Annotated in this window: 19 protein-coding genes and 1 riboswitch; of the genes, 12 read left to right on the top strand and 7 right to left on the bottom strand. The window is 35.2% G+C overall.

Annotation, left to right across the window (positions count from 1 at the left end; translation table 11 throughout):
• Nucleotides 1–26: 26 nt before the first annotated feature.
• The 3 genes from ACX9TM_RS04495 to ACX9TM_RS04505 all read right to left on the bottom strand — a co-directional run bounded on the left by ACX9TM_RS04495 (nucleotide 27) and on the right by ACX9TM_RS04505 (nucleotide 4,901).
• Nucleotides 27–2,024 (bottom strand): catalase, encoded by a 1,998-nt coding sequence (locus tag ACX9TM_RS04495; protein ID WP_033696635.1) that lies wholly within the window; start codon nucleotides 2,022–2,024, stop codon nucleotides 27–29.
• A gap of 192 nt (nucleotides 2,025–2,216) precedes the next feature.
• On the bottom strand, nucleotides 2,217–3,416 hold the full coding sequence (locus ACX9TM_RS04500) for an ABC transporter permease (RefSeq protein WP_065381886.1): 1,200 nt from the start codon (nucleotides 3,414–3,416) through the stop codon (nucleotides 2,217–2,219).
• 60 nt (nucleotides 3,417–3,476) lie between these two features.
• Nucleotides 3,477–4,901, bottom strand: coding sequence for an amino acid permease (locus ACX9TM_RS04505; protein ID WP_001186301.1), 1,425 nt, complete (start codon nucleotides 4,899–4,901; stop codon nucleotides 3,477–3,479).
• 147 nt (nucleotides 4,902–5,048) lie between these two features.
• Nucleotides 5,049–5,230, bottom strand: a riboswitch (Lysine riboswitch).
• Nucleotides 5,231–5,431: 201 nt separating this feature from the next.
• Here ACX9TM_RS04505 and racE point away from each other — a divergent pair.
• Nucleotides 5,432–6,262 carry a glutamate racemase gene (racE, locus tag ACX9TM_RS04510; protein ID WP_000109674.1) on the top strand — a complete coding sequence of 277 codons (831 nt, stop codon included), beginning with the start codon at nucleotides 5,432–5,434 and terminating at the stop codon, nucleotides 6,260–6,262.
• 110 nt (nucleotides 6,263–6,372) lie between these two features.
• Nucleotides 6,373–7,458: a DUF3626 domain-containing protein gene (locus ACX9TM_RS04515; RefSeq protein WP_000423684.1), complete on the top strand. Its 1,086-nt coding sequence runs from the start codon at nucleotides 6,373–6,375 to the stop codon at nucleotides 7,456–7,458.
• A gap of 78 nt (nucleotides 7,459–7,536) precedes the next feature.
• Here ACX9TM_RS04515 and gapN read toward each other — a convergent pair whose 3' ends face one another.
• Nucleotides 7,537–8,976, bottom strand: a complete 1,440-nt coding sequence (gene gapN, locus ACX9TM_RS04520) for an NADP-dependent glyceraldehyde-3-phosphate dehydrogenase (protein WP_000213634.1) — start codon at nucleotides 8,974–8,976, stop codon at nucleotides 7,537–7,539.
• Nucleotides 8,977–9,572: 596 nt separating this feature from the next.
• On the opposite strand from gapN, the gene ACX9TM_RS04525 reads away from it, so the two are divergent.
• The 5 genes from ACX9TM_RS04525 to ACX9TM_RS04545 all read left to right on the top strand — a co-directional run bounded on the left by ACX9TM_RS04525 (nucleotide 9,573) and on the right by ACX9TM_RS04545 (nucleotide 15,870).
• Complete coding sequence (locus ACX9TM_RS04525) at nucleotides 9,573–11,333, top strand: ABC transporter ATP-binding protein (protein WP_000953783.1); 1,761 nt, start codon at nucleotides 9,573–9,575, stop codon at nucleotides 11,331–11,333.
• The gene (locus ACX9TM_RS04530) at nucleotides 11,330–13,330 is read left to right on the top strand and encodes an ABC transporter ATP-binding protein (protein ID WP_000116641.1); all 2,001 of its coding nucleotides are present in this window, start codon (nucleotides 11,330–11,332) and stop codon (nucleotides 13,328–13,330) included. The genes ACX9TM_RS04525 and ACX9TM_RS04530 overlap by 4 nt, the downstream gene beginning before the upstream one ends.
• Nucleotides 13,331–13,624: 294 nt before the next feature.
• Nucleotides 13,625–14,422: an amino acid ABC transporter substrate-binding protein gene (locus tag ACX9TM_RS04535; RefSeq protein ID WP_000732840.1), complete on the top strand. Its 798-nt coding sequence runs from the start codon at nucleotides 13,625–13,627 to the stop codon at nucleotides 14,420–14,422.
• Nucleotides 14,409–15,107 carry an amino acid ABC transporter permease gene (locus ACX9TM_RS04540; RefSeq protein ID WP_000281501.1) on the top strand — a complete coding sequence of 233 codons (699 nt, stop codon included), beginning with the start codon at nucleotides 14,409–14,411 and terminating at the stop codon, nucleotides 15,105–15,107. Before ACX9TM_RS04535 ends, ACX9TM_RS04540 begins: the two co-directional genes overlap by 14 nt.
• Nucleotides 15,108–15,135: 28 nt before the next feature.
• The gene (locus ACX9TM_RS04545) at nucleotides 15,136–15,870 is read left to right on the top strand and encodes an amino acid ABC transporter ATP-binding protein (protein WP_000623610.1); all 735 of its coding nucleotides are present in this window, start codon (nucleotides 15,136–15,138) and stop codon (nucleotides 15,868–15,870) included.
• Nucleotides 15,871–15,921: 51 nt separating this feature from the next.
• On the opposite strand, the gene sasP is transcribed toward ACX9TM_RS04545, so the two are convergent.
• A complete protein-coding gene (gene sasP, locus ACX9TM_RS04550) occupies nucleotides 15,922–16,125 on the bottom strand; it encodes a small acid-soluble spore protein, SasP family (RefSeq protein ID WP_000013338.1) in 204 nt (67 codons plus the stop codon).
• Between the two features lie 458 nt (nucleotides 16,126–16,583).
• Here sasP and ACX9TM_RS04555 point away from each other — a divergent pair, with 458 nt between their 5' ends.
• A complete protein-coding gene (locus ACX9TM_RS04555; RefSeq protein ID WP_000510476.1) occupies nucleotides 16,584–16,829 on the top strand; it encodes a hypothetical protein in 246 nt (81 codons plus the stop codon).
• Between the two features lie 19 nt (nucleotides 16,830–16,848).
• Here ACX9TM_RS04555 and ACX9TM_RS04560 read toward each other — a convergent pair whose 3' ends face one another.
• Nucleotides 16,849–18,306, bottom strand: a complete 1,458-nt coding sequence (locus tag ACX9TM_RS04560) for a YheC/YheD family endospore coat-associated protein (protein ID WP_065381887.1) — start codon at nucleotides 18,304–18,306, stop codon at nucleotides 16,849–16,851.
• A gap of 20 nt (nucleotides 18,307–18,326) precedes the next feature.
• The gene (locus ACX9TM_RS04565; RefSeq protein WP_000242825.1) at nucleotides 18,327–19,379 is read right to left on the bottom strand and encodes a YheC/YheD family endospore coat-associated protein; all 1,053 of its coding nucleotides are present in this window, start codon (nucleotides 19,377–19,379) and stop codon (nucleotides 18,327–18,329) included.
• Between the two features lie 129 nt (nucleotides 19,380–19,508).
• Between ACX9TM_RS04565 and ACX9TM_RS04570 the strand changes: the two genes are divergently transcribed.
• The 4 genes from ACX9TM_RS04570 to ACX9TM_RS04585 all read left to right on the top strand — a co-directional run bounded on the left by ACX9TM_RS04570 (nucleotide 19,509) and on the right by ACX9TM_RS04585 (nucleotide 24,689).
• The gene (locus ACX9TM_RS04570) at nucleotides 19,509–20,645 is read left to right on the top strand and encodes a DUF445 domain-containing protein (RefSeq protein WP_065381890.1); all 1,137 of its coding nucleotides are present in this window, start codon (nucleotides 19,509–19,511) and stop codon (nucleotides 20,643–20,645) included.
• A gap of 142 nt (nucleotides 20,646–20,787) precedes the next feature.
• Complete coding sequence (locus ACX9TM_RS04575) at nucleotides 20,788–21,144, top strand: YlbF/YmcA family competence regulator (RefSeq protein ID WP_000164614.1); 357 nt, start codon at nucleotides 20,788–20,790, stop codon at nucleotides 21,142–21,144.
• Nucleotides 21,145–21,693: 549 nt separating this feature from the next.
• Nucleotides 21,694–23,997: an ATP-binding protein gene (locus tag ACX9TM_RS04580; RefSeq protein ID WP_065381888.1), complete on the top strand. Its 2,304-nt coding sequence runs from the start codon at nucleotides 21,694–21,696 to the stop codon at nucleotides 23,995–23,997.
• A 35-nt stretch (nucleotides 23,998–24,032) separates the two neighbouring features.
• Complete coding sequence (locus ACX9TM_RS04585; protein WP_000626498.1) at nucleotides 24,033–24,689, top strand: response regulator transcription factor; 657 nt, start codon at nucleotides 24,033–24,035, stop codon at nucleotides 24,687–24,689.
• The last annotated feature ends 294 nt before the right edge of the window (nucleotides 24,690–24,983 follow it).

Raw genomic sequence — 24,983 nt, forward strand, 5'->3', positions numbered from 1 at the left:
TAATCCGCTCCTTATATTATATTATATTATCGGTTCCAGAATCTTCCTTGGGCAATACCTTCTATAAATGATTCAATTGAAGTGTTTGTTAAGTTATAAACTCCTGCTCCATCTAATTTAATTTTACTATTGTCCAAAGCATGAGGATTACTAAGGACATGAGCTATCGGTTTAAAATGTTTAAAAGTAGTTTCTGTAAATTCTAAAACAGGGGGGTGAATGACAGACTCACTACTAAACACTAATACTGCATCAAAAAGCGAAGAGTCTGTTGTTGTATAAGTATCAGTTACTTTAATGGAATCATTGAAATGATAAATTTTATTATCTATGATGCTATAGTTCATTCGGTGCTGTGCAAAAGCTTGAATCCATTCGGACAGAAGGGAGACGCTTGGGTCACCATTTAATAGAATTGCGACATTTTTAGAATCAGATTTAAAAATAGTATTGGACATACTTAGTGCAGGTGATTTTGCATCTGAATTTACTTCGTGATTTTCTTTAGGTAAAGGAGCTCCAACAATGTTAGCGACTTCTTGTGCTAATTGACGATCGACGTGGTTTAGGAGAGCAATTACATTTGCCTTCACCATGTCTGATTTACACTTCCCAACTTCAAAGCAAAAAGCTTCTTTTAGGTGCTGCTTTTCAATAGGGCTCATACTATTGTAGAAAAGTTTAGCCTGAGAATAAAAGTTAAGAAAGCTTTTACTACGACCTCTAATTTTATGCCCATCAATCTTTTCTTGATAATGTTCATATCCTCCTTGTTCGGCTTGGACGGTTGCAGGTTGATTGTTATTTAATCCGTTAGGATGATAGCTTGTTTGACCGCGATGAATCTGCATTTGATGCATACCATCACGTTGATTATTATGAAAAGGACATACGGGTTGATTGATAGGGATTTGATGGAAATTAGGGCCCCCTAAACGAGATAATTGTGTATCTGTATAGGAGAATAATCTTCCTTGCAGAAGAGGGTCATTTGAAAAATCAATACCTGGTACGACATGACCAGGGTGAAAAGCTACCTGCTCTGTTTCAGCAAAGAAGTTATCAACATTTTTGTTCAATGTCATTTTACCAACTAATTTTACGGGAACTTCTTCTTCTGGCCATAATTTCGTTGGATCTAAAATATCAAAATCAAATTTATGTTCATCTTCTTCTGGAATTAACTGTAATCCAAGCTCCCATTCAGGATAATCCCCTTTTTCAATTGCTTCGTATAAATCTTGACGATGAAAATCAGGATTTTTCCCAGCAATCCTTTGAGCTTCATCCCATACTAATGAATGAACCCCAAGGGTAGGTTTCCAGTGAAACTTTACGAAATGGGCTTTTCCTGCTGTGTTAATGAGTCGAAATGTGTGAACTCCAAAACCTTCCATCATTCGTAAACTACGCGGAATAGCTCGGTCGCTCATTTGCCACATGACCATATGAGTGGACTCAGGATTATGCGCAACAAAGTCCCAAAAGGTATCATGAGCGCTAGCTCCTTGAGGAATATCATTATGTGGTTCTGGTTTAACTGCATGGACAAAATCAGGAAATTTAATAGCATCTTGGATAAAGAATACGGGCATATTATTACCCACTAAATCATAGTTTCCTTCATCTGTATAAAATTTTGTGGCGAATCCGCGTACATCTCTTACTGTGTCGTTGGATCCTTTAGAACCTTGAACGGTTGAGAACCGTACAAATACAGGTGTTTTCTTTGAAGGATTAGTAAGAAAATCTGCTTTCGTATATGCTTCTAACGATTCATAAAGCTGAAAATAACCATGAGCGCCAACTCCGCGTGCATGAACAATCCTTTCAGGAATTCGTTCATGATCAAAGTGGGTCATTTTCTCGCGAAAGTGGAAATCCTCCATTAAGGTTGGGCCTCTTAAGCCCATCTTTAAAGAAAATTCATCCTCGGCTATTTTTACTCCTTGGTTTGTTGTTAAAGCATGTTTGCGTTGATTATCCGTAACATGGTGCTTCAATTGCTCCATTTTTTTATTCACAATATAGGCCCCTCCTTTACTTTGTTAATTTAATAGATACCCTTTTTATTAGGACGTAAACATGTATTATGATTTTTGTATGTAAAAATCATAATACATTGGTTGTGCTGGTGATTCTTGTTTGAGGAAGAAAAATAAAAAGGCCAAGGAGAAAGTTTATTTTCTCCTTGGCTTTTAAGATAATTCTTTTCGTTAAAATGCGGAAATTCTTTGCTTCGTTTTTGGTACAATAATAAATTTGATCCCGAGTAACCCGACAATCATAATGATAAGGATATGTAAAAATTGACCTGTAGCAATGAGTATAACACTCGAAAATACAATGAGTTGAATACTTAGCAATATAAAGATTAAGTGAAGAAATTGCTTCATCCTTTCTTCAGTATGGATTGGATATAATGCCACAATAATATTTCCCGAAAAATATTTCCATAGTGAACGGAGCTGCATAGAGATCATATATAGAACGATGTAAGTGATAGAGCCTTTTACGTATATATTTGGTATGAAATATAAGGCGAAAGCACCGATCAATCCTAAGCGAATATATATACCGAAATAATCATTTCCACGTAAAAATGCTAATGTATGTAAATAGAAGAAAGTTGCTCGTTTTTTATGTAATAAAGGTTCAATCCAATTTGTAAGCCATTTTCTTTTATTTACTTGTTTATTCAGTTGCGGAACATCTGTGAAAATGCTAGCAAATTGATAAAAACGAACGTTCATTTTTTCTTCTTGCTCGATTATGTAATCCCACGGTATTCGTTTTGTAGGCTGTTTTTTCGTATATAGAAGTAGGAAAGCAAGTAGTAAGAGTAGTCCGCCCAATATGAGAACATTTGCGGAATAAAACAGCATGTAAATGATTAGGGCGTTACAAGTAATACGAATGATTAGCCATATATTTTTTTCGTGACTATCACGCCACATCCAATGTATGTACATGTTCCAGGCTTTCGTAATCATTAACACGATAAAGATTGTACATAAAAAAGGTACAGTTAATTGCAATGATTGCATAGCAAGTGGAACGAGAATAAGGAACGTAAATAATAATGGGAAAAGCTGCATGATGTAATTGTATAGAAGAGATTTTTTAAAATAAGATGTTAATTTCTCTTCTAGTGCTAGTAAATAGACAGCATCAGGTTTTTGAATAAATGTACGGATAGGGCATCTCGTTATAATGAATGTAAGTACAATCGTTATAATTATTAAAGATATTCCTTTAGAAGGAGATGCTTTTAGAAACTGAGCATAATAATATGCACCAACGCATGAAATAAAGATAAAGCTATATAGTAAACCGTTAATCATACGTGCAAAGTATGTAATGATATTTTGAATATGTTGTTGGAAGCGACTGCTCCATAGCGATTCGATTGACATGTTTTTCACCTCTTTGTTCTATTATATATGTTTTACAAAAGAAAAAACGAGCAAATTGCGTTATGCAACTTGCCCGTTTTTCTTTTCGTTATTTTTTTTCTGATCACGATTCATTAATGGATAGAAAGCAAATCCGATTACGAATAAACCAATTCCGAGAAGGAACGTTTTTATATCGGATGCGCCCGTTTTAATAACCCATAGTGCGTAGCAAAGTGCGATAACTGCGACTATGCCATCTGTAATTCTTGCCCGCATTTCATTTTTATATGTTTCACCAGTTGCGACTAGTTTTAACTGGAAGATTGGTGAAACGAGATATGGAATGAGGTAGGCCAGTGTCGATACGGTAATAACGAATGTATAAGCTTCCGCAATGGTTCCTGATAATGTTGAGAATAGGAATACTTGCGACATAATGTTTGTTAATCGTAATGAGTAAATTGGACTTCCTTTTTTATTTGTTTTTGTGAAGAAGGAAGGGAAGAAACCTTCTTTTGCTGCTTGATAAGGTACTTCTGAGCTTAATAAAATCCAGCCTAAGATAGAACCGAACAGGGAAGTAAGAGCAAGTAATGCCATCAGTTTCCCGCCGCCGTGACCCATTGCAGCGTTTAGTGCATCTGCTAATGGACGTTCAGAAGCTTGTAATTTATCAACGTGAAGTACACCCATTGTTAAAATTGTGATTCCTAAGTAGATGGCAACTGTAATAAGTAATCCCGCAACTGTTGCGCGTTTTACCGTTTTTGGAGAAACAGCACGGTTTGATAAAAGAACAGCTGATTCAATTCCGATAAACGCCCAAAGTGTTGTAAGAGCAGCTAAATTCACTTGTGAAAGAAGACCGTGTGATGCCCCTGATTTATCAATCATCGGTGTATACCATTGTCCAAATTTAGAAGCTTCGAATGCAAATAACGTAACGACGATGAATAAAAGGAATCCAGTTACTTTCGTTGTTGTTGCTAAGAAGTTTAGTTTTCCAGCTCCGCTTACACCGTTTGTTAATATAATATGAGTTCCCCAAAGTAAGATGGAACAAATCGTAAATGTAATTAGTTTTCCGACTTCTACGTTAAACGAGCCGATTGAAAATAGTAGTCGCGTATCTTTCATAATTGGGAAGAAGAGTGATAAATATCCCGCAAATGATGTAATGATGGCAACGTTACTTGCCCAGTTTGCAACCCAATATCCCCATACCATACTGAAGCCAGCCATTTTTTTCTTTTTTGGTGTTGAGAATAAAGCATATGCATGACTTTGTGGCCCTGTCGTTAAATCAGGACGACGAATTGCTAAATTACCGAAAACAAGAGCTAGCATTAAAACACCGAACCCTGTAGTTAACCAAGCTAAAGTGACACCGAGTGGGCTTGCTGTTTGTGCCAACGTACTTGGCACCATGAAAATACCAGCGCCAACCATGTTACCGACAACGAAAGCTGTTAGTACCCAAAAGCCCCATTTTTTTTGTTGCATAGAAAATACCTCCAAAGTTAGTATAACCAAGTCAAGCGAGGAGATATGTATGTCTTCCTGAGTCAGGAAGAGAAGTCCCAAACAAAACAAAAAAAGCACGTAATTTGCCGCTACATGCTTTCTATCTTATAAGAAACCCACGACATACCTCTCGATAGCTCTCCACAAACGAAACGTTTGTGACAGTTCTGCACTTATTAAATGCAGACCCAGCAAGCGTGCATGGTGGACACGACTTACTTCGGCAACCATTCCTTTCTCATTCCTTCATCAATGCCACTACATCTCCTGAAATGATACTCTTAATGATTGCAACCTCTACCTCACCGAGATACGAATGAGGATTTAAATATTAAATTAACGTCTTTAAGAGTAACAAATGTATTTTTATACGTCAATGGATATAGTAATAATCAGATTATAGAGAAGAGTTTGTGATTAAAAGTAAGAGGGATTGTTATGTGATATTTGAATTTTCGTAATATAATACATGTTATTAGCGCTAGATGATTGAAAAGGGGATGAAGTAAATGTCTGTATGTCATAAACATTCAGTAATAGGTGTGCTAGATTCGGGAGTTGGGGGATTAACAGTTGCGAGCGAAATTATAAGACAATTGCCTAAAGAAAGCATTTATTATATTGGTGATAATAAGCGTTGCCCGTATGGGCCAAGAAGTGTAGAGGAGGTGCAATCTTTCGTATTTGAAATGGTTGAGTTCCTCAAACAGTTTCCATTAAAAGCGCTAGTCGTAGCATGTAATACTGCTGCAGCTGCTGCATTGACTGAGCTGCAAGAAGCACTTTCCATTCCAGTTATTGGCGTTATACATCCAGGAGCAAGAGCGGCAATTAAAGTAACAAAGAAAGGGGAAATCGGGGTAATTGGAACTGTAGGTACGATAAAATCTAATATGTATGAAAAAGCATTACACGAGCTGGATACATATTTGGAAGTGCATAGCTATGCTTGCCCGACTTTAGCCACAGTTGTAGAAAATCAATTAGAAGATACAGCATATGTCACGCAGCAAGTGAAACAAGCTTTACTTCCATTAACGAAAGAAGATATAGATACGTTAATTCTTGGATGTACGCATTATCCACTTTTAGAGTCCTATATAAAAAAGGAACTAGGAGAAGATGTAACGATTATTAGTTCTGCAGAAGAAACGGCGATAGAGTTAAGTACCATTTTACAGCACAAAGGAATTTTGTCTGACAATCTGAATCCGAAGCATCGTTTTTTTACAACGGGATCTGTTTTATCATTTGAACATATTGCTGAGCGATGGCTAGGGTATCAAATTTCTGTAGAATGTGTACATTTGCCTATGAAAAATGCGTGTATGCATAATTAAGATTTAGTAAATTACGTTTTTAAATAAATTAGGTTCGTTTCATAAGAAGGAAAGAATAAGCTTTTAATTGAAATCATTAAGGTCATTTTAATTAAAGGAGAGGTTTGATTATGGAATTATCAAGATCTCAATTATTTGCTTTGGAGTATATTTCAAAATATGCAGAGAACGAAAAACGTGAGGCTAAAGCAACGATTAATCATATACTTAAAATGTCTAATATTACAGATGAAATATTTGAAGAGGCTGTCGCTAATTTAAAATCTCACGCAAGGATTGCTTTACACTTTCATCCAGACAGACTAGATTCGAGTAAGAAAAGTGTTGCTGAAGCACTATTTGAGCAAGGAGTATATAAAAGTCAGTTTGAAACATTGCTATCTAATGGAAGCGTATCTGCTTATCCTGGTGGTGAACGTGACCTTTGGGAAAAGAGAATATTTGGAGGGGCATATCAATTAGAAGGCGTAACGAATGATCAACGTCCAAAATACGGAGCGCTAAATTTAATGTTACATCCAGATGGGCCGGCTCCGCGTTTTGGTTCCTGTTATTTTCTCTTATCTCCAAAAGTTTCTTCGCGTTCTACATATACATATTTAGATTCACATCAAGATCCGAAAGAAAAGGGGACTTATGAGGAGTTTGATATGATTGTAGCTGCTCTTTTGGAAGAGACATTCGTAAGAGATTTTGCAATTGGTGAAGGAAATTTGACTCCAACAATATTAATTAATCATTTACTGGCTAACCTGAAAAGGCCGTTTATAGATGTAGTAAGCAAAGAGCCAGCCCGTAACCTTAATCATTATATTGAAGCGCAGATTCATGGAGAGATTTCTCTAAAAGAAGACGTGGAAGCGCTTGTCGCAGATCCTTCATTTAAGGGTACGGATGTAGGAAAAGTTTTAGAAGAAATTTGCCTGAAGTATGCTATTGATTTGTATTGGCACATCGGTTTTGTACTTGCGGTAGACGAAGTTCCGATGGATTTTAGAGGTTCAAAAATGCCATCTTTAGCAAGACGCATTGCACGGAATCATTGTATCGATGCAAATATAATTGGCTCTGCTGTAGTGGATTTGAAACGCAATCCATTATCTTGGAGTGATCGTGGAACTTATGAAGAAGTGCTTCAGGAATTAAAATTATTATGGCATGTTTTAGTTCGATTTGGAAAACCAAATCGGAAGTAGAATGAAATACTTCGTTTTTGGAAGTATTTATATAGAAAAGAAGCTGATCTATTTATAGATCAGCTTCTTTTTATAAGATTAAACTAAGTTTAATACAGTTACTTTTTCACGTGTCATAGACTCAAGGCTCTTACGAATACCTTGTGCGCCCATACCTGAACCTTTTACACCGATGAATGGGAAGTGGTCAGGGCCGCGCTCTGTGCGTCCGTTAATTTGAACAGAACCAGTTTCGATTTTGTTAGCAATTGCAAATGCTTTGTTAATGTCTTTAGTGAAGACACTTGCTTGCAGACCGAACTCTGATTTGTTAGCAATTTCAATTGCTTGTTCATCTGAAGAAACACGGATGATTGGAAGGATTGGGCCGAATGGCTCTTCCCAAGCAACTTTCATCTCTTCTGTTACGTGATCGATTAATGTTGGGTAAATTAAGTTACGCTCACGTTTGTTACCGATAACGATTGTAGCACCTTTTTCTACAGCGTCGTCAACTAAACCTTGAACGAAGTCAGCAGACTTGTCGTCGATTAATGGAACGATTGTGCTATCTTGTTCTGGAGATCCAACTGATAGTTCAGCTACTTGCGCTTTTAATAAGCTAACAAGCTCGTCCGCTACGTTTTCGTGTACAAGTACACGTTTAATAGCTGTACAACGTTGACCAGAGTAAGAGAATGCACCGCTTACGATATGGTTTGCAGCATCTTGTAAGTCAGCATCTTCACGAACGATACCAGGATCTTTACCACCAAGTTCTAATACAAGTGGAATCATTGAAGCTTTTTTCGCTAAATGTTTACCTGTGTTTGTACCACCTGTGAACGATACCATATTGATGCCTTCGTGTTCTACTAAGTAGTCACCAATTACAGAACCGCGTCCTGTAGCTACGTTTACAAGACCTTTTGGAAGGCCAGCTTTATGAAGTGCTTCAACCATTTTAATACCACTAATTGCACCTTGAGTTGCTGGTTTGAAAATAACAGCGTTACCCATAATTAATGCTGGTGCAAGTTTTGCAGCAGATAAGTTTACTGGGTAGTTAAATGGTGCGATTGCTAATACAACACCAAGTGGTGCGCGTTGGATAATCGCAAGCTTAGATTTTGTACCGCCCGGGAAGCTATCGCCCATCATGCTTTCTCCGTGCATATGTAAAGCTTCTTCGATCGTGTAACGAATGAAGTCAGCTGTACGAACAACTTCTTTCTTCGCATCTTTATATCCTTTACCGACTTCTTTCATAATGATATCGGCAATTTCATCCTGCATATTTACGAGCTCATCAGCCCATTTATATAAGTATTTTGCGCGATCTTGTAGGGAAGCTTCAGCCCATGATTTTTGAGCTTCTTTTGCAGATGCAATTGCTTCATCTACTTCTCCGCGAGTAATTGCTTGTACTTGTCCAATTACTTCGTGTAAGTATGGAGATGGAATTTCGATTGTTTCTCCTGAAGAGCTTTCTCTCCATTCTCCGTTTAAATAAAATTTGTACGTATTGCTAGTTGTCATGATTAGTCCTCCTAAAATAGCAACTTGTAAGAGTGAGTATAAGGTGATTGTAGGGGGTTTGATAACATTTTTCAAATGAAATGTTTGTGAAAACGATTTCTTATTCTTTTTTTATTTTGTATGCCCTTTCTTACAGAACATTCCCTTATTTCAAAATGGTGTATCATATATTTTTATTTAAAGTGTGAAAAAATAATTGACAGAATACTCAATAAAGTTGTAAGATTATAAATGGAAAATAAATGAAAGGGGTGTGCGTAATGATTGTAATCGTAAATGTAATGGGCTTAGCTCTGTTAAATGGCAGAAAACATTCATATCATTACGCAACCCGTACGGATATATAGGGCATCTTTGTCTTATAAGAAGCGTACGTTGCGTATATCGTAACGTACGCTTTTTATGCATTCCTGTGCATATCGTCAAGCGGCGGTATGCTTTTTTTTGTTTATTTTCCCTTGTTTAGTTCCGATAAAAAACTTTGGAAGGTGGAAAAATGTGATGAGATTGTATGGGTTACGAAATGTAAATGTGATAGGTCTGGATAGTGGATAAAGAAATGAGAGGTAAACGAGAAAGAGAAGGGAGAGGTTACATTGTTATCAGTATTACTAAAGCTAAAATGGTTTTTTAGGGAGCACTGGAAGAGATATAGTATTGCCATTGGAGCTCTTTTAATTGTGAATATAGTTGAAGTGATTCCCCCGAAAGTGTTAGGGGTTACGATAGATAACATAAAAACAGGAACGTTATCGAACGAAGCTATTATACAGTCTATTCTTATTTTAATAGGGGTTACGATCGTTGGATATGGCCTTACTTTCGTATGGCAACATCAATTGTTTGGCGGTGCATTCGTACTTGAGAAAACGATGCGCTCTAAATTTATGGGGCATTTACTTAAGATGACGCCGACTTTTTATCAAAAAAATCGTACTGGTGATTTAATGGCGAGAGCGACAAATGATTTGAAAGCAATCGCTATGACAGCTGGTTTTGGTATATTAACGCTTGTGGATTCTAGTTTATATATGCTTACGATTGTCTTTATGATGGGGTTTACAATTAGTTGGGAGCTTACATTTGCAGCGCTTATTCCGCTTCCAATTATGGCGTATGCGATGAATATATATGGAAAGAAATTGCATGAAAGATTTACAGTTGCACAAGATGCGTTTGGTGATATGAACGATAAAGTGCTTGAATCAATCGCTGGTGTGCGCGTTATTCGTGCATACGTACAAGAGAATGCAGACGAGGAAAGATTTCATCATTTAGGAGATGACGTCTACGAAAAAAATATGAAGGTAGCAAAGATTGATGCATTATTCCAACCAACTGTGAAAATGCTTGTCGGTCTTAGTTATTTAATCGGCTTAGTGTACGGTGCATACCTTGTGTTCCAGTCAAAGGTGACGCTTGGTGAACTTGTTTCTTTTAACGTGTATTTAGGGATGATGATTTGGCCGATGTTTGCAATTGGGGAATTAATTAATGTTATGCAAAGAGGAAATGCTTCGCTTGACCGTGTGAATGAAACGTTAGCGTATGAGCCAGATGTAAAGAATCCGAAACATCCAAAGCTTGTGCAAGAGCCGGATTATATTCAGTTTGATGATGTGTCTTTCTCATATCCTTCATCAACTGAAGAAAATTTAAAAAAGGTTTCTTTCACATTAAAGCAAGGAGAAACGCTAGGGGTTGTCGGAAAAACAGGAAGCGGGAAAACGACGCTTGTACGTCAGCTTCTTCGCCAATATCCGCTTGGAGATGGAGATATTGCAGTTTCTGATGTGACTTTAGATAAAATGACGAATGAAAATGTACTCGGCTGGATTGGTTATGTACCGCAGGAGCATATTTTGTTCTCAAAAACAGCGCGAGAAAATATTTTATTCGGAAATAGGGAAGCGACTGAAGAAGAACTAGAGAAAGCAATTGAAATTGCTGCGTTTAAAAAGGATTTAGAGTTTTTACCAGAAGGGTTAGAAACGCTCGTTGGAGAGAAAGGTGTTTCTTTATCAGGAGGGCAAAAACAAAGGATCTCGATTGCACGAGCTGTTATTCAAAATCCAGAAATTTTAATTTTGGATGATTCTTTATCAGCTGTAGATGCTCGTACGGAAGCAGCGATCATTGAAAATATAAGAACGGAAAGAAGCGGAAAGACGACGATTATTACGACGCATCGTTTATCTGCAGTGCAACATGCGGATTGGATTCTCGTTATGGATGAAGGCGCAGTTATAGAAGAAGGTACGCATGATCAGCTTATCCAAAAGGGAGGCTGGTATGCTGAGCAGTTTGAAAGACAACAAGGTGAAAGTGAAAGTGCGGATAGTGGGGTGAAAATATGAGCGTTTCAAAACGGTTGTTTCAATACGCGATGAAAGTGAAGGGGACGATTTTTGCTGCGATGTTAATGTTATTTATTTTCGTCATCGCAGAGCTTGCTGGTCCTTTCGTCGCTAAAACGATGATTGACGATCATATCGTCGGGATAGAGAAACCTTGGTATGAAACAGAACAGAGTGAAGATGCTGTTTCGTATAATGGGGCTTTTTATAAGCGAAGTGATCGCTTTGAACAAGGCGAGAAAAAAGGAAAAGAAGTACGCGTAATGCAAGTCGGTTTTCAATATTATTTTGTACCGAATAAAGTAAATGCGGAAGGGTCACGGACTGTAAAAGGGGATATGATTACCGTTCAAAATGGTAAGGCGGTGCAAGTGTATAAAGCGAAAGCATTAACGAAAGAAGAAGTGTTTGCATTTTATAAACCAGAAATAAACCGTCTATTATTACTTGGTGGTGGCTATTTCGCTTTATTAGTAGTCGTGTCATTATTTGCATACGGAAAGCAGTTCTTCTTGCAGAAGGCAGCGAACAAAATTATTCAAATTATGAGGGAAGATGTTTTTTCTCATATTCAAACGTTGCCAATTCGGTACTTTGATCATTTACCGGCGGGGAAAATTGTTTCGCGTGTGACGAATGATACAGAGGCCATTCGTGATTTATATGTAACGGTGCTGGCAACATTCGTTTCTAGTATCATCTATATTATTGGGATATTCGCTGCGTTATTTTTATTAGATGTGAAGCTCGCTTCATTATGTTTATTAATTATCCCAATTTTAATTGTTTGGGCGATTCTTTATAGAAAATATGCGTCTGTATACAATCATAAAATGCGCTCTCGCTTATCTGATATTAACGGAACAGTGAATGAATCCATTCAAGGGATGCCAATTATTCAAGCGTTTCGTCAAGAGCGTGAAACGAAAAAAGAATTTGAAGAATTAAATGGCGATTATTTTAAGTATCAAAATAAAATTTTAAATTTAAATGCAGCAACTTCGCATAACTTAGTAGCCGTATTAAGAAATATCGCTTTCACAGGAGTAATTTGGTATTTCGGCGGTGCGTCATTAAGTGCTACAGGTATTATTTCACTTGGGGTACTGTATGCGTTCGTCGATTATTTAACACGATTATTCTCGCCAATTACGAATATGGTGAACCAGCTTGCAAACTTAGAGCAAGCGCGCGTTGCATCAGAACGTGTCTTTGAATTGTTAGAGGAAAAAGGGGAACCGGTAGAAGAAGAACGTATGCCTCGTTTAAAAGGAAATGTAAAATTTGATAATGTATCATTTTCTTATAATGGAAAAGATGAAGTGTTAAAAAATATTTCTTTTGAAGCGAAACAAGGCGAGACAGTGGCACTTGTCGGTCATACTGGATCAGGAAAAAGTTCTATCATGAATGTACTCTTTCAATTTTATGAGTTTGAAAAAGGAAAGCTTACGATTGATGGTCACGATGTAAAAGAGATGCCGAAACAAGCAACCCGTGAACATATGGGAATCGTACTGCAAGACCCGTTTCTTTTTAGCGGGACGGTCGCTTCCAATGTAAGCTTAGAAAATGAAAAAATTTCAAAAGAGCGTATCATAAAAGCATTGCATGATGTTGGTGCTGAAAGATTTGCGAATAATATAAATGAAGAAATTACAGAAAAGGGAAGTACGCTTTCCACTGGAGAACGTCAGCTTATTTCATTTGCTAGGGCACTTGCTTTTGATCCAGCTATCTTAATTTTAGATGAAGCAACGTCTAGTATTGATACAGAAACAGAGGCGATGATTCAACAAGCACTAGAAGTTGTAAAAAAAGGAAGAACGACATTTATTATCGCTCACCGCCTTTCAACGATTAAAAGCGCAGATCAAATTATTGTGCTCGATAGAGGAACCATTTTAGAAAAAGGCTCTCATGATGAACTCATGAAAAAGCGGGGGCGTTATTACGATATGTATAAAACGCAAATGGAAGGCAATCAGAGTGCTTAATATGCATGGAGGAGAACTTGTGATTTTCACAAGTTCTTTTTTATTGATGAACATGTCGACTCTTTAGCGAATTACGACAGTTAAATAAGAAGTATTGTTTTACCTTTTTCTCCATAAATGCTATATTAAAAAATGTTACTTATTTTTTGTATGTAGCGTTATTTTTCCCTTTTGTTTGATTATGAAGAAAAAGGATAAACTAAATAAGAACATTTTCATTGAAAAATTGTTCAAGATTGCATACAATCAATATAGTTTTTAAATTCCTATCAGAATACTTGGAGGATTACTATCATGAAGAAATTATTTTCAGTGCTTGCAGTAACTACATTAGCGATCGGGATTGTAGCCGGCTGCGGTAAAGAAGAGAAAAAAGATACAGCTAGTCAAGACGCGTTACAAAAGATTAAACAAAGCGGTGAACTTGTAATTGGTACAGAAGGTACATATCCACCATTTACGTTCCACGATTCAAGCAATAAATTAACTGGATTCGATGTTGAATTAGCAGAAGAAGTTGCAAAACGTTTAGGTGTAAAACCTGTATTTAAAGAAACACAATGGGATAGCTTACTTGCTGGCCTAGATGCAAAACGTTTCGATATGGTTGCAAACGAAGTTGGTATTCGTGAAGATCGTCAAAAGAAATACGATTTCTCTAAACCATACATTTCATCTTCAGCGGCATTAGTTATCGCAAAAGATAAAGATAAGCCTGCTACATTTGCTGATGTAAAAGGGTTAAAAGGAGCACAATCTTTAACGAGTAACTATGCAGATATTGCTAAGAAAAACGGTGCAGAAATCGAAGGTGTAGAAGGATTTAGCCAAGCGGCAGAATTATTAGCTTCAGGACGCGTTGATTTTACAATTAATGATAAGTTATCAGTATTAAATTATTTAGAAACGAAAAAAGATGCAAAAATTAAAATTGTAGATACAGAAAAAGAAGCTTCACAAAGTGGATTCTTATTCCGTAAAGGTAGCGATAAGCTTGTACAAGAAGTAGATAAAGCGTTAGAAGATATGAAAAAAGACGGTACGTATGACAAAATAACGAAAAAATGGTTCGGTGAAAATGTATCTAAGTAGTGCATTAGTTTCAGATCGATTGTCTACTTGGATAGATATTATGCAGACTTCCTTCATGCCTATGCTGAAGGAAGCTGTTTTTACAACAATTCCATTAACGCTTATTACATTTATTATCGGTCTTATACTTGCGACGTTAACAGCGCTCGCACGTATTTCAGGTAGTCGTATTTTACAATGGATTGCTCGTATCTATGTATCTATCATTCGCGGAACACCACTTCTTGTACAGTTATTTATTATTTTCTATGGTCTTCCAACTCTTAATATTGAAGTTGAGCCATATACAGCAGCAGTTGTTGGATTTTCATTAAATGTCGGTGCATATGCATCTGAAATTATTCGTGCTTCTATCCTTTCCATTCCGAAAGGGCAGTGGGAAGCAGCTTATACAATTGGGATGACATATCCACAAGCATTAAAACGTGTTATTTTACCACAAGCAACGCGCGTATCAATCCCGCCGCTTTCAAATACATTTATTAGCTTAGTGAAGGATACTTCATTAGCATCGTTAATTTTAGTAACAGAAATGTTCCGAAAAGCGCAGGAAATTGCGGCGATGAACTACGAGTTTTTAATTGTTTATTTTGAAGCAGGTCTTATTTACTGGGTTATTTGTTTCTTATTATCAATCGTACAACAGATGTTAGAAAAGCGTTCAGAACGCTATACATTAAAATAATCCTTTTACAAAAGGAGTTTTTGTTTTTATGATTTCAATTCAGCACTTACAAAAAAGTTTCGGAGATAATACCGTACTAAAGCATATAGATTTAACAGTTGAGAAGGGCGAGGTTGTTGTTATTATTGGGCCGTCTGGATCTGGTAAAACGACATTCTTACGTTGTCTCAATGTATTAGAAACGCCAAACGCTGGTAATATTCGTATCGGTAATAAAGAGCTTAACTTCTCTCAAAAAGTAACGAAGAAAGATATTGTTAATCTTCGTACGCAAACAGGTATGGTATTCCAGCACCATAATTTATTCCCGCATTTAACAGCACTTCAAAATGTAATGGAAGGGCTCGTTACAGTGAAAAAGATGGGGAAAGAAGAAGCGAAGAAAAAAGCAAACTATTTCCTTGAAAAAGTTGGTTTAGCAGATAAAGTGGATTTATATCCGTTCCAATTATCAGGCGGACAACAACAGCGCGTTGGAATTGCGCGCGCACTTGCGATGGAGCCGGAAGTGTTACTATTTGATGAGCCGACGTCAGCGCTTGATCCTGAACTCGTTCAAGAAGTTCTGAAAGTAATGAAAGAACTTGCTAAAGAGGGCATGACGATGGTTATTGTAACGCACGAAATGCGTTTTGCACATCAAATTGCGAACCGTGTTATTTTCATGGATGGTGGTGTCGTTGTCGAACAAGGTACACCAGAAGAAGTATTTACAAATCCAAAAGAAGAACGCACGAAGAAGTTTTTACAAATGTTGCAATAAATTAAGGAAGGTCTCAAGGCATATGCCTTGAGACCTTTTTGCCATATATATTTATTTGTGGAATCCGCCAAGGCTTTGCTCAGCCATTGCAACTAGACGTTTTGTGATTTCTCCACCAACTGAACCGTTAGCGCGAGCCGTAGAATCTGCTCCTAATTGTACACCAAATTCTTGAGCGATTTCGTACTTCATTTGATCGATTGCAGCTGTTGCACCTGGTACTACTAATTGATTTGAAGAATTTTGGTTTGCCATAGGAATATATCCTCCTTAGAGTTATAAAAGTTTTTTTGGTTGGACTAGCTGGAGTTGAACCAGATTATCGCCCCGGTTGGCGCTAATCCATCGGTAATTAAGTTTGTACTCATAGTATGGATGTTACCTAGAAAGATATACAAAATAATAATTTGTAAATTTTGTCAAAAAAACGTATTGATTTCGTAAATTATGAAATAAGAGTAATCGTTGTATTTTTAAGAAAACAGGCCAAACTAAGGGTGATATTAAATATAATTTTTTCATTGTAGCCTGCTACTTGTAGGCTAATTATTAGCTTCTTATTTATGATTTATTGAAATAAAAATGAAATCGGTAGCAACTTCATAGTTCTATTTTTAAGTAGGGATGGAGTGGGCGCTCCTATGTCTGGATAGGTTGCTCTCTTCACTCTAAAAAAGAGGGGCTTATAAACGATAACGTATGGAGGAATCATGATGGGGATTTGCCCGCTTTGTAACGCATTAGAATCACAAACATATTCTTGTCAAAATTGCCAAAGTATACTCCAAGATTATGGGAAGTCTGTAGATTACATAGACGATTATAGTGCCTATATGGATCAAGAATTATTAAGTGCAGTAGATGGTTTAACGCATAATAATTCAAATGAATATTGCAATCATATTTTTTATTGCAGAGTATGTAACGTGGAAACTGAGGTTGTAGTAAAACTTGTGTAAATAGAAAACTTCCACCTTATTATCTAGGTGGAAGTTTTTGTTTTTGTATTTGTGAGTGAATCATAGGAGAAGGGATATGTTCAGTGTTTGATGAAGCCCCTGATTTTATTTGAGACATTTTTTCTTTTGTATCACGTAAAGAATGTTCAGTTAAGTAGACGGCATATTCGTAAAATAACTGGCGCGTCAGTTCACTTTGCTCTTTTAATTTTTTATCTTGGAATACAGTTCGCCCAGGTTTAGAGTTGGCTTCAAAGAGCCACGGATTTTCCTTTGTGTCTAAACCGATATCAAAACCGATTTCTCCAATATTTCCAGTTACTTGTTCATCGAGCGCGTAACTTATTTGTAAGGCAGTATGTTTTAATTTATTTTCAATTTGAACTTGTTTCGTTGAATCTGGAAAAAGCTCTTGTAATAATTTTGTATCACCGCCACTATTTACGTGCGTTGTTAAACTGCCTTTGCCGGCGATTTTGGCGACGATTGCACTAACTATCCAATTACCGAAATGGTTTTTATTTGTATGAATGCGGAAATCAACAGGTTGCCCATCGAAGCGAAGTAACGAAATACCTTGCTGTACGATAAACTTTTTTAAATCATGTCCTTTTAATACGTGGTTTAGAAGCGTTTCTAATGATTGATACTTTCTCAGTTTATTTTCTTCATTTTCGCGATAACGACAGTAGTAGCAATTCTCTGTTTGAGAATAAAATATTTGATGAATATTTCTACCAAAGCTCCCGTGTATTGGTTTCATGTACACTGATTTATACGTGCCAAGAAACCGTTCTACTTGTTCAAAATGCTGAAATGCTTCTGTATTTGGTAATAAGGGTTTAATTGATTCGTCTTTCGTAAGAAGTTGATGAACTTCCCATTTATTGAAAAAACCTGGGTTAAACCATGGAATGCAGTAGTCTTGTTCTAATTTTCTTTTTGCCCTGACGATTGGTTTATAATTTTCCGCTTGCCGATTCGGTAAGCGATCGTAAATGACATTTGGTAAAGGGACTTTTTTCTTTATCCATTGTTTCTCTTGAAAGAAATATCCTTCAATCGTTTCTTCTTCCCAGTGTATATGTTGAACCCCAAAGACGAATACGAACGGTCGTAATGAGAATGGTGGTGTTAACAACTCACTCAGAACAATTGAACGATTTCCTAAAGGGTTAGAAGAATCATCATTAAAGCCAGTTGTAAAAATGCCGATTAATGGTCCGAAAATAATTGTTTGGTTTTGTGTAAATGCATGAATAGTAGTTGATTGAGGCAGTAAAAGTTTTTCGGCAATATGCTTTCCGATAATAATTTCGCGAGTAAAGGAATAATGAATTTTCACCTCTTCACTTGCAATATGACGTATGCCGAAGGAGAGAGATGTAATAGGCGGTGTAATAGAAAAAACGTAAGGTAAAGTAATGCTATTTGGATGGTCATCTGAAATATTTAATGTATATATATGCTCTTTCAAAATAGGTTTACCTCCTTTCATTATGGTGTAAAGCGACTGAATTTAAGTGGTCCGTGAAATATCTTTTCAGCTAATGAATCACTATGACGAATGTATTGTTCGTAAGGAGGAATCGTGTTGACATACATAAGCCAAATTGCGCCTTTTTGATCCATAATTGTGGAAAGTTCTAGTTCGAATAATGAAGAATAAGACTGATCTAGTGTTTGGAATACTTCATTTATAATGTCGTGTAAAGCGTCTTGCAATAGTTGCACACCTGTACTAGATAGTACGTATTTAATTTTTGAAAATGAATGCAATGAATCATCGTCTGTTGCTGAGGGTAAAAGTTGATTAGGAAATGAACTTTTTTGTATAAATTGACCTATAACATTCCAAGTTTGTTCTTTGTTTTTTTGCAAAATAGTTCGAATGTGGAGTGGGTATGTTAATTGATTTGGTGGTTGTAGCATGGTATGCACTATGTAGCGTGATGAACGTATGTTAGATTTACACCAAGATATAAATTCATCTGTCCGCTTGATTGAAAGAGAAGTATGGTATTTTTCATTTACTGTATCGATATGAAACGTTTTATTTTTGTAAGCGACTCGATATAAGTTGTCTTTAGAATGTATATTAGTGGGGCGTATAATAATATCTTTAGATTTTAACAAAAGTTTGAAAATGTTTTGTATCGTTGCCACTTCAAATTTGGGTATATAAGGAGACAGTTTTTTATTAGTAAGAAATAAATCATGTAGTTCACTTAAGTTAATAAGTGTGTTATTTAAAAAGGTAGTGGAAGGACGGTTGTGCAAAGAGTGAATAATTGATTTTGCTTTTTCAAAGTCTGTTTCCTCGTGAAAAGAATAACGATCATATATATAAGAAGGAATAGGGAATGTTTGCTCTTTCCATTTTCCTGTATCTGTATCGTAAATAAGACCAGAAACAAGGTCTGTTTTAGAATCAATACAAAATGGCGTAAACTGGGCAACGACATTATGATAAAGCCGAGCGCGTTTAGCGATTTCGGTGTAATACGTTTGCTCATAATGAAGTTTAGAAGTTAAAAGGCCGAGAACCAACGAAATCACTCCTTTACTACTATTTGCATAATAGGCGAAGCTATATATTGCAAATACGTTTTTATACCATTATACTTTTGTCCGTATGATGATATGCTATAGTTTTGGAGAAGTGAAAGGTTGATTGTAATGAATATATGGTTAAATATGTTAACGACGACAGGACTCGGAGCAATTATTGGGGGATACACGAATCATTTAGCGATAAAAATGTTATTTCGTCCTCATCGTCCTATTTATATCGGAAAGTTTCAAGTTCCATTTACACCAGGGTTAATTCCGAAGCGTCGTGATGAACTTGCTGTTCAATTAGGAAAAATGGTTGTAGAACATTTGTTAACACCAGAAGGAATTGGAAAAAAGCTAACAAATGAAGAGTTTCAAAAAGGTTTAATTCACTGGGCGCAAGTGGAAGTGGATAAAGTAATTACGAATGAACAATCACTGCGACATATGTTAGAAAAATGGAATGTAGCGTATGTAGAAGAAGAAGCGACTCGAAAAATCGAACATGTTATTACAGAAAAAATTCATGCATTTTTAGCAGAGTATTATACATATACATGGGAACAGGCTTTACCTCATTCTGTAAATGAAAAAGTAGAGAATGCGATTCCGAATGTCTCGGCGTTTATTTTAGAGCGAGGAATTAGCTTTTTTGAAAGTGAAGAAGGGAAAGCACGTCTTTCAAAAATGATTGATGATTTCTTTGCTTCTCGCGGAACGCTACTTAACTTAGTCGGAATGTTTTTAGGAAATGTAAGTGTTGTGGATCGTGTGCAGCCAGAAGTTATTAAGTTTTTAGGGCAAGATGCTACAAAGCAGCTTTTAACTGACGTACTACAAAAAGAGTGGGAAAAGTTAAAAGGAAGAGATGTAAAAGAATTAGAAGCATTTGTAGAGAAAGAAATGATTGTAAGCTCCGTGCTGTCAGCAGTTAAAGTAGAGGAAACAGTGAGTAAGTTTTTAAATCAATCTGTTCAGCAAGTATGTGAACCAGTTCGAGAAACAATTATTGAAAAAGTGGTTCCAAGTGCAGTAACGAAAGGCTTAAAGTGGGGAACAGAAAATGTAGAGAGTATACTAAATAATCTACACCTTGCGGAAATTGTCCAGCAAGAAGTGTCTACATTCTCAACAGAAAGATTAGAAGACTTAGTTCTGTCTATTACGAAAAATGAATTGAAAATGATTACGTATTTAGGAGCGTTATTAGGCGGAATGATCGGGCTCGTACAAGGATTGTTACTATTGTTTCTTAGATAATAAGGTGAGTACATAGAAATAAAAGTGAAATTTCTTCACATCTCTTGCATAGTTTGATATGGTAAGAAGAGGTGCGTATGTAAATGCACGTAAAAGGCAGTGCGAGTGAAAAGCGCTAGCCTTCTAAAGGAGGAAAAATAAAATGACAAAGAACATTCATGATGTTGCATATGAATTACAAAAAGCAATCGCTGAAAACGAAGACTTCAAAACTTTAAAAGAGAGCTACGCAGCAGTTCAAGCTGACACAGCTTCAAAGAACTTATTCGATGAGTTCCGTACAATGCAACTTAGCCTACAACAGAAAATGATGCAAGGCCAAGAAATCACTGAAGAAGACAACCAACAAGCACAAGAAGTTGTAGCTCGCATTCAACAAGATGCTAAAATTACAAAATTAATGGAAACTGAGCAACGCCTAAACGTTGTAATCGGTGACGTTAACAAAATTATCATGAAGCCACTTGAAGAATTATATAGCGCGCAACAACAAGCGTAATAGTGGAAGACGCTCCTATGGGGGCGTCTTTTTTGTTGTAGAAAAAGGCTTATATTTGGAATAAGGGGAACTGTACGTTTTATATTATATATCCGAATAATTCATGTTCGGTAAAGCGTAATCAATTTTTGATGAAATATGAATAAACTTTCATTAGTATTAACTAAGGTTTTTCTTTAAAATTACATATTAGGACAAGGAGGAAGGTGAACTGTGAGGCGTTGTATCGAGTTATATCACTTTAAATATGAAATATCATTAAAAAAGTTGGTACATGTGATAATGGAAAGTGATTTTTTATCAAAATTCTCAGCTAGTAGGAATTTTACTTATAAATGAATCTGAAATTAGGATAAATAATATTAGTATTACAACTAACAAAGTAGAGATTTATTGAATGAATGATAATGTGAAAGTTATTCTATATCAGAGGATAACTATATTTTTTGTGCTTATAACCGTTAAATGAAATGTGTATGCTTTAATTTATGATGACAAAATGTAGAAAATGGAGTTATTGCTGTAGTTAAAAAGGAGTTTTGTACAAAAGTGATTCGAGTATTTAAGTATGAATATCAATTGATTGTAACGTTACTATCGCTTAGTTTATTTAGTTATTTTGCAATCGAAATTATGTTATATCCTAGGGTAGGGATTGAGATAGAGCATCAAGAAAATCATTTGGTGATTAATAATATTGTGAAAAATAGCTGGGCAGCAGAACAAGATCTAGCAGTCGAGGATATTATTGAAAAAATAGATGGGATTCTCCCTGATGATAACTCTAATATTTCATTATATGGTGCTACTGAAAGGGTAAAGAAAATTACAATCAAGAAAGGGGGAACAATAGAAGAATATAAAGTAGAGTATAATCCGTACGATAAGCAATTGGTTTATCATCTTTTTTTACCAAGTGTGTTTTATCTAACGTGTTTTTTTGTGGCTACATATATTTTAATACGTGCTCCATACTTGAATGCAGGAACGAAAGATTTAATCTATTTTCTGCATTGTTTAGGAATGAGTTACATTAGTATTATGGCGGGGTTACGAAAAGATTCAATAGCGTATATTGTAGTTGCTATTTCTTTAACGTACTCAGTTGTCTTTTTTATAAAATTTATGGACATGTTTACGAAAAACTTGAAGATAAGGTTTATAACAAAAACAAAATTAATCTACATAAATATAATAGCGTTTATTTTAGTTTGTTTAACCATTTTTATTTATTTAAAATATAATGATTTATCGACGAGTTATATTATATTGTTAAGTTCTGTTTTGTTTTTATTAACAGTATATGTATTGTTTAGATTTTATTTTAAAAGTAGAAAAAGTTATTATTTTAAGTTTATAAGAGTTATTATTATGAGCACAATCATATCAGCCATGCCATTTATATTCTTATTTTTAATTCCTAATTTGATAAATTACAAAGAAATAATAAGTGTCGAGACGACAGCGATCTTTTTTTTATTGGTTCCAATTTGCATTTTTTATATGATTATTGAAGGGAAAATATTTGATTATAATTTTGTTATTCATAGAGTTCAATATTATGCTTTACTGTCGATATGTCTAACGGGTTTCATCGTTATACTAGGGATTTTAATTTTCCACAATACTAGCGATAACATATTAGATGTTATTCGATTTGCTGGTATCTTGTTTGTTTCGTTAATGCTTTCTTGCTTTATAAAGGATTATTTGGATTTTAAATTAAGGAAAAAATTATATCATTCTCAGAAAAATTATCAGTTTAGTTTACATAGATTTTTACATCAGGCAAAAAATGAATATAAGTTTTCAAACTTAATTGTTAGCATAAAGAGAGAAATCAATGATGTATTAAGAAGAGAAGAAATATGCTGTATTGAAGTGAGTAAAGGGGATAATTCGCTCCAAATTATTGGGGATGGATATGTTTCTGAAGATGTGCTAAAGCAATTGAATGGATATCAGTTAGAGACATATACTGTTGGTTCCATTATACAATTAGAAGATCATTTTGTGTTTGTTTTGTCCATTTCAGCAAAAACAATGATTATATTGTTATGTAAGTCTAATAATAGGAGAGGTTTGAACATTCAAGAAATTGGATGGTTAGAGACATTGTGTAGTTATGCTGATTTATTATTAGAATGCTCATATCAAGTGGAAGAATTAGTGAATCAGTTGCAAACGATAAATGAACCGAAACAGCCTCCAATTTGGCTTTCAAAGTTACTATTTAATTTGTCTGAAAAAGAGCGGACAAATTTGGCGAGTGATATTCATGATGGTGTATTACAAGACCAAATACGCTTGTCTAGGAAATTAGAGGAATATCATAAAGATATTCCAGATGTCGATATGAAAAAAATAATTAACGAAGTATATGAAGATGTCTTAGATCATATTTATGTCATTCGTGAAACATGTAATAACTTACGTCCTCCATTTCTATATGAATTAGGTTTGAAAAAAGCATTATTAGATTTATTTAAACAAGTAAATCTTAAAGCTACATTTTTCTTCTATTATGAAATTCAAGATAATATTATTCTACCTAATGTAGAATATGAACAAGCAATTTATAGAATTATTCAGGAGTTATTAAATAATGCACTAAAGCATTCAAAAGCTTCTAAAGTTACAATTCGATTATATGAGCAAAATGGATATTTGAATTTAACTTATGATGATGATGGGATAGGAATGGGGATAGATTTAGACGAGTTAAATCATTCTTATAGTAGTTTAGGTTTATCCGGGATTGTAGCTAGAATTCATAGTTTAGGTGGAGAAATGTCAATAGATTCAAAGGTGAATAATGGATTAAAGATTAAAGTTAGTATGAAAATTGATTAATTGATTCAATCTTTAGATGTGGAAGGGATGAAAAAATGATTTCTGTTCTTGTTGTAGATGATCACGTTGCAGTTGGCCTAGGGACTAAAGCATTAATTGAAAGATATGATGATATAGAGGCTGATGTTTTCCATGATAGTGAAGAAATAAGAGAAGTTATGCATAATAAACAGTATGATGTATATTTAATAGATTTACAAATGCCAAAAATAAATGGTTTAGAGCTTTCTAAATATATACTTAGTGTGCAACCAGAAGCAGCTATTCTTATTTTTACAGGATTTGATGTGCTTGCACATTATAATTTATTAATAGATAACGGAGTACTTGGTGTATTAAGTAAAACTTCTTCTGAGAAAGAAGTGGTAAACGCAATCCGCCATGCAGTGAAAAAAGAAGTAGTTCTTTCTCATCAACTTGTAAGACAGTTAAGGATAGTAGAAAATGCATCTAATATAAATGTAGAAGGCGAAATGAAAAATATAATTTCTTTAAATGATGAAGAGAAGATGATTCTAGTTGAAGTTGGTAAAGGAAAAACAAATAGAGAGCTTGCCGAAATATTAAACTTAAGTCAAAGATCGGTAGAATATAAATTGACCGACATATTTCATAAGTTACAAGTTTCATCAAGAATGGAAGCAGTACAAAAGGCGAAAGAACTATGGTTTATTCCAACTATAAATTTTTAATGTAGCTCTTTATTAAATTGCGGTATTCACGCAAGAAAAATGCGTGAATACGAGAGGAATGTTCGGTGATATAAATGGAAGAATATAGTATAGTTACATTAAAGGCAAAATAAACTCGCGAGGACTAACAGCTTAATATATTGCCTTTTATTAGGATGTATAGTCGTATTCAAGTATATACTAATTAATAACAATCAATATAAATATAATTATTTGAAAGACAGTCAATTATTTTAAGACACGGTAAAAAATTGCTGTAATCAGTTATTAGTATTGCATTGTTAAAAGAGTAAT

The organism is Bacillus sp. LH1 (assembly GCF_057924895.1).

Coding starts and splice junctions, on each gene's coding strand:
- ACX9TM_RS04500 (WP_065381886.1), bottom strand. CDS start 3,416: ATGTCAATCGAATCGCTATGGAGCAGTCGCTTCCAACAACATATTCAA.
- ACX9TM_RS04505 (WP_001186301.1), bottom strand. CDS start 4,901: ATGCAACAAAAAAAATGGGGCTTTTGGGTACTAACAGCTTTCGTTGTC.
- racE (WP_000109674.1), top strand. CDS start 5,432: ATGTCTGTATGTCATAAACATTCAGTAATAGGTGTGCTAGATTCGGGA.
- ACX9TM_RS04515 (WP_000423684.1), top strand. CDS start 6,373: ATGGAATTATCAAGATCTCAATTATTTGCTTTGGAGTATATTTCAAAA.
- gapN (WP_000213634.1), bottom strand. CDS start 8,976: ATGACAACTAGCAATACGTACAAATTTTATTTAAACGGAGAATGGAGA.
- ACX9TM_RS04530 (WP_000116641.1), top strand. CDS start 11,330: ATGAGCGTTTCAAAACGGTTGTTTCAATACGCGATGAAAGTGAAGGGG.
- ACX9TM_RS04535 (WP_000732840.1), top strand. CDS start 13,625: ATGAAGAAATTATTTTCAGTGCTTGCAGTAACTACATTAGCGATCGGG.
- ACX9TM_RS04540 (WP_000281501.1), top strand. CDS start 14,409: ATGTATCTAAGTAGTGCATTAGTTTCAGATCGATTGTCTACTTGGATA.
- ACX9TM_RS04545 (WP_000623610.1), top strand. CDS start 15,136: ATGATTTCAATTCAGCACTTACAAAAAAGTTTCGGAGATAATACCGTA.
- sasP (WP_000013338.1), bottom strand. CDS start 16,125: ATGGCAAACCAAAATTCTTCAAATCAATTAGTAGTACCAGGTGCAACA.
- ACX9TM_RS04555 (WP_000510476.1), top strand. CDS start 16,584: ATGGGGATTTGCCCGCTTTGTAACGCATTAGAATCACAAACATATTCT.
- ACX9TM_RS04570 (WP_065381890.1), top strand. CDS start 19,509: ATGAATATATGGTTAAATATGTTAACGACGACAGGACTCGGAGCAATT.
- ACX9TM_RS04575 (WP_000164614.1), top strand. CDS start 20,788: ATGACAAAGAACATTCATGATGTTGCATATGAATTACAAAAAGCAATC.
- ACX9TM_RS04585 (WP_000626498.1), top strand. CDS start 24,033: ATGATTTCTGTTCTTGTTGTAGATGATCACGTTGCAGTTGGCCTAGGG.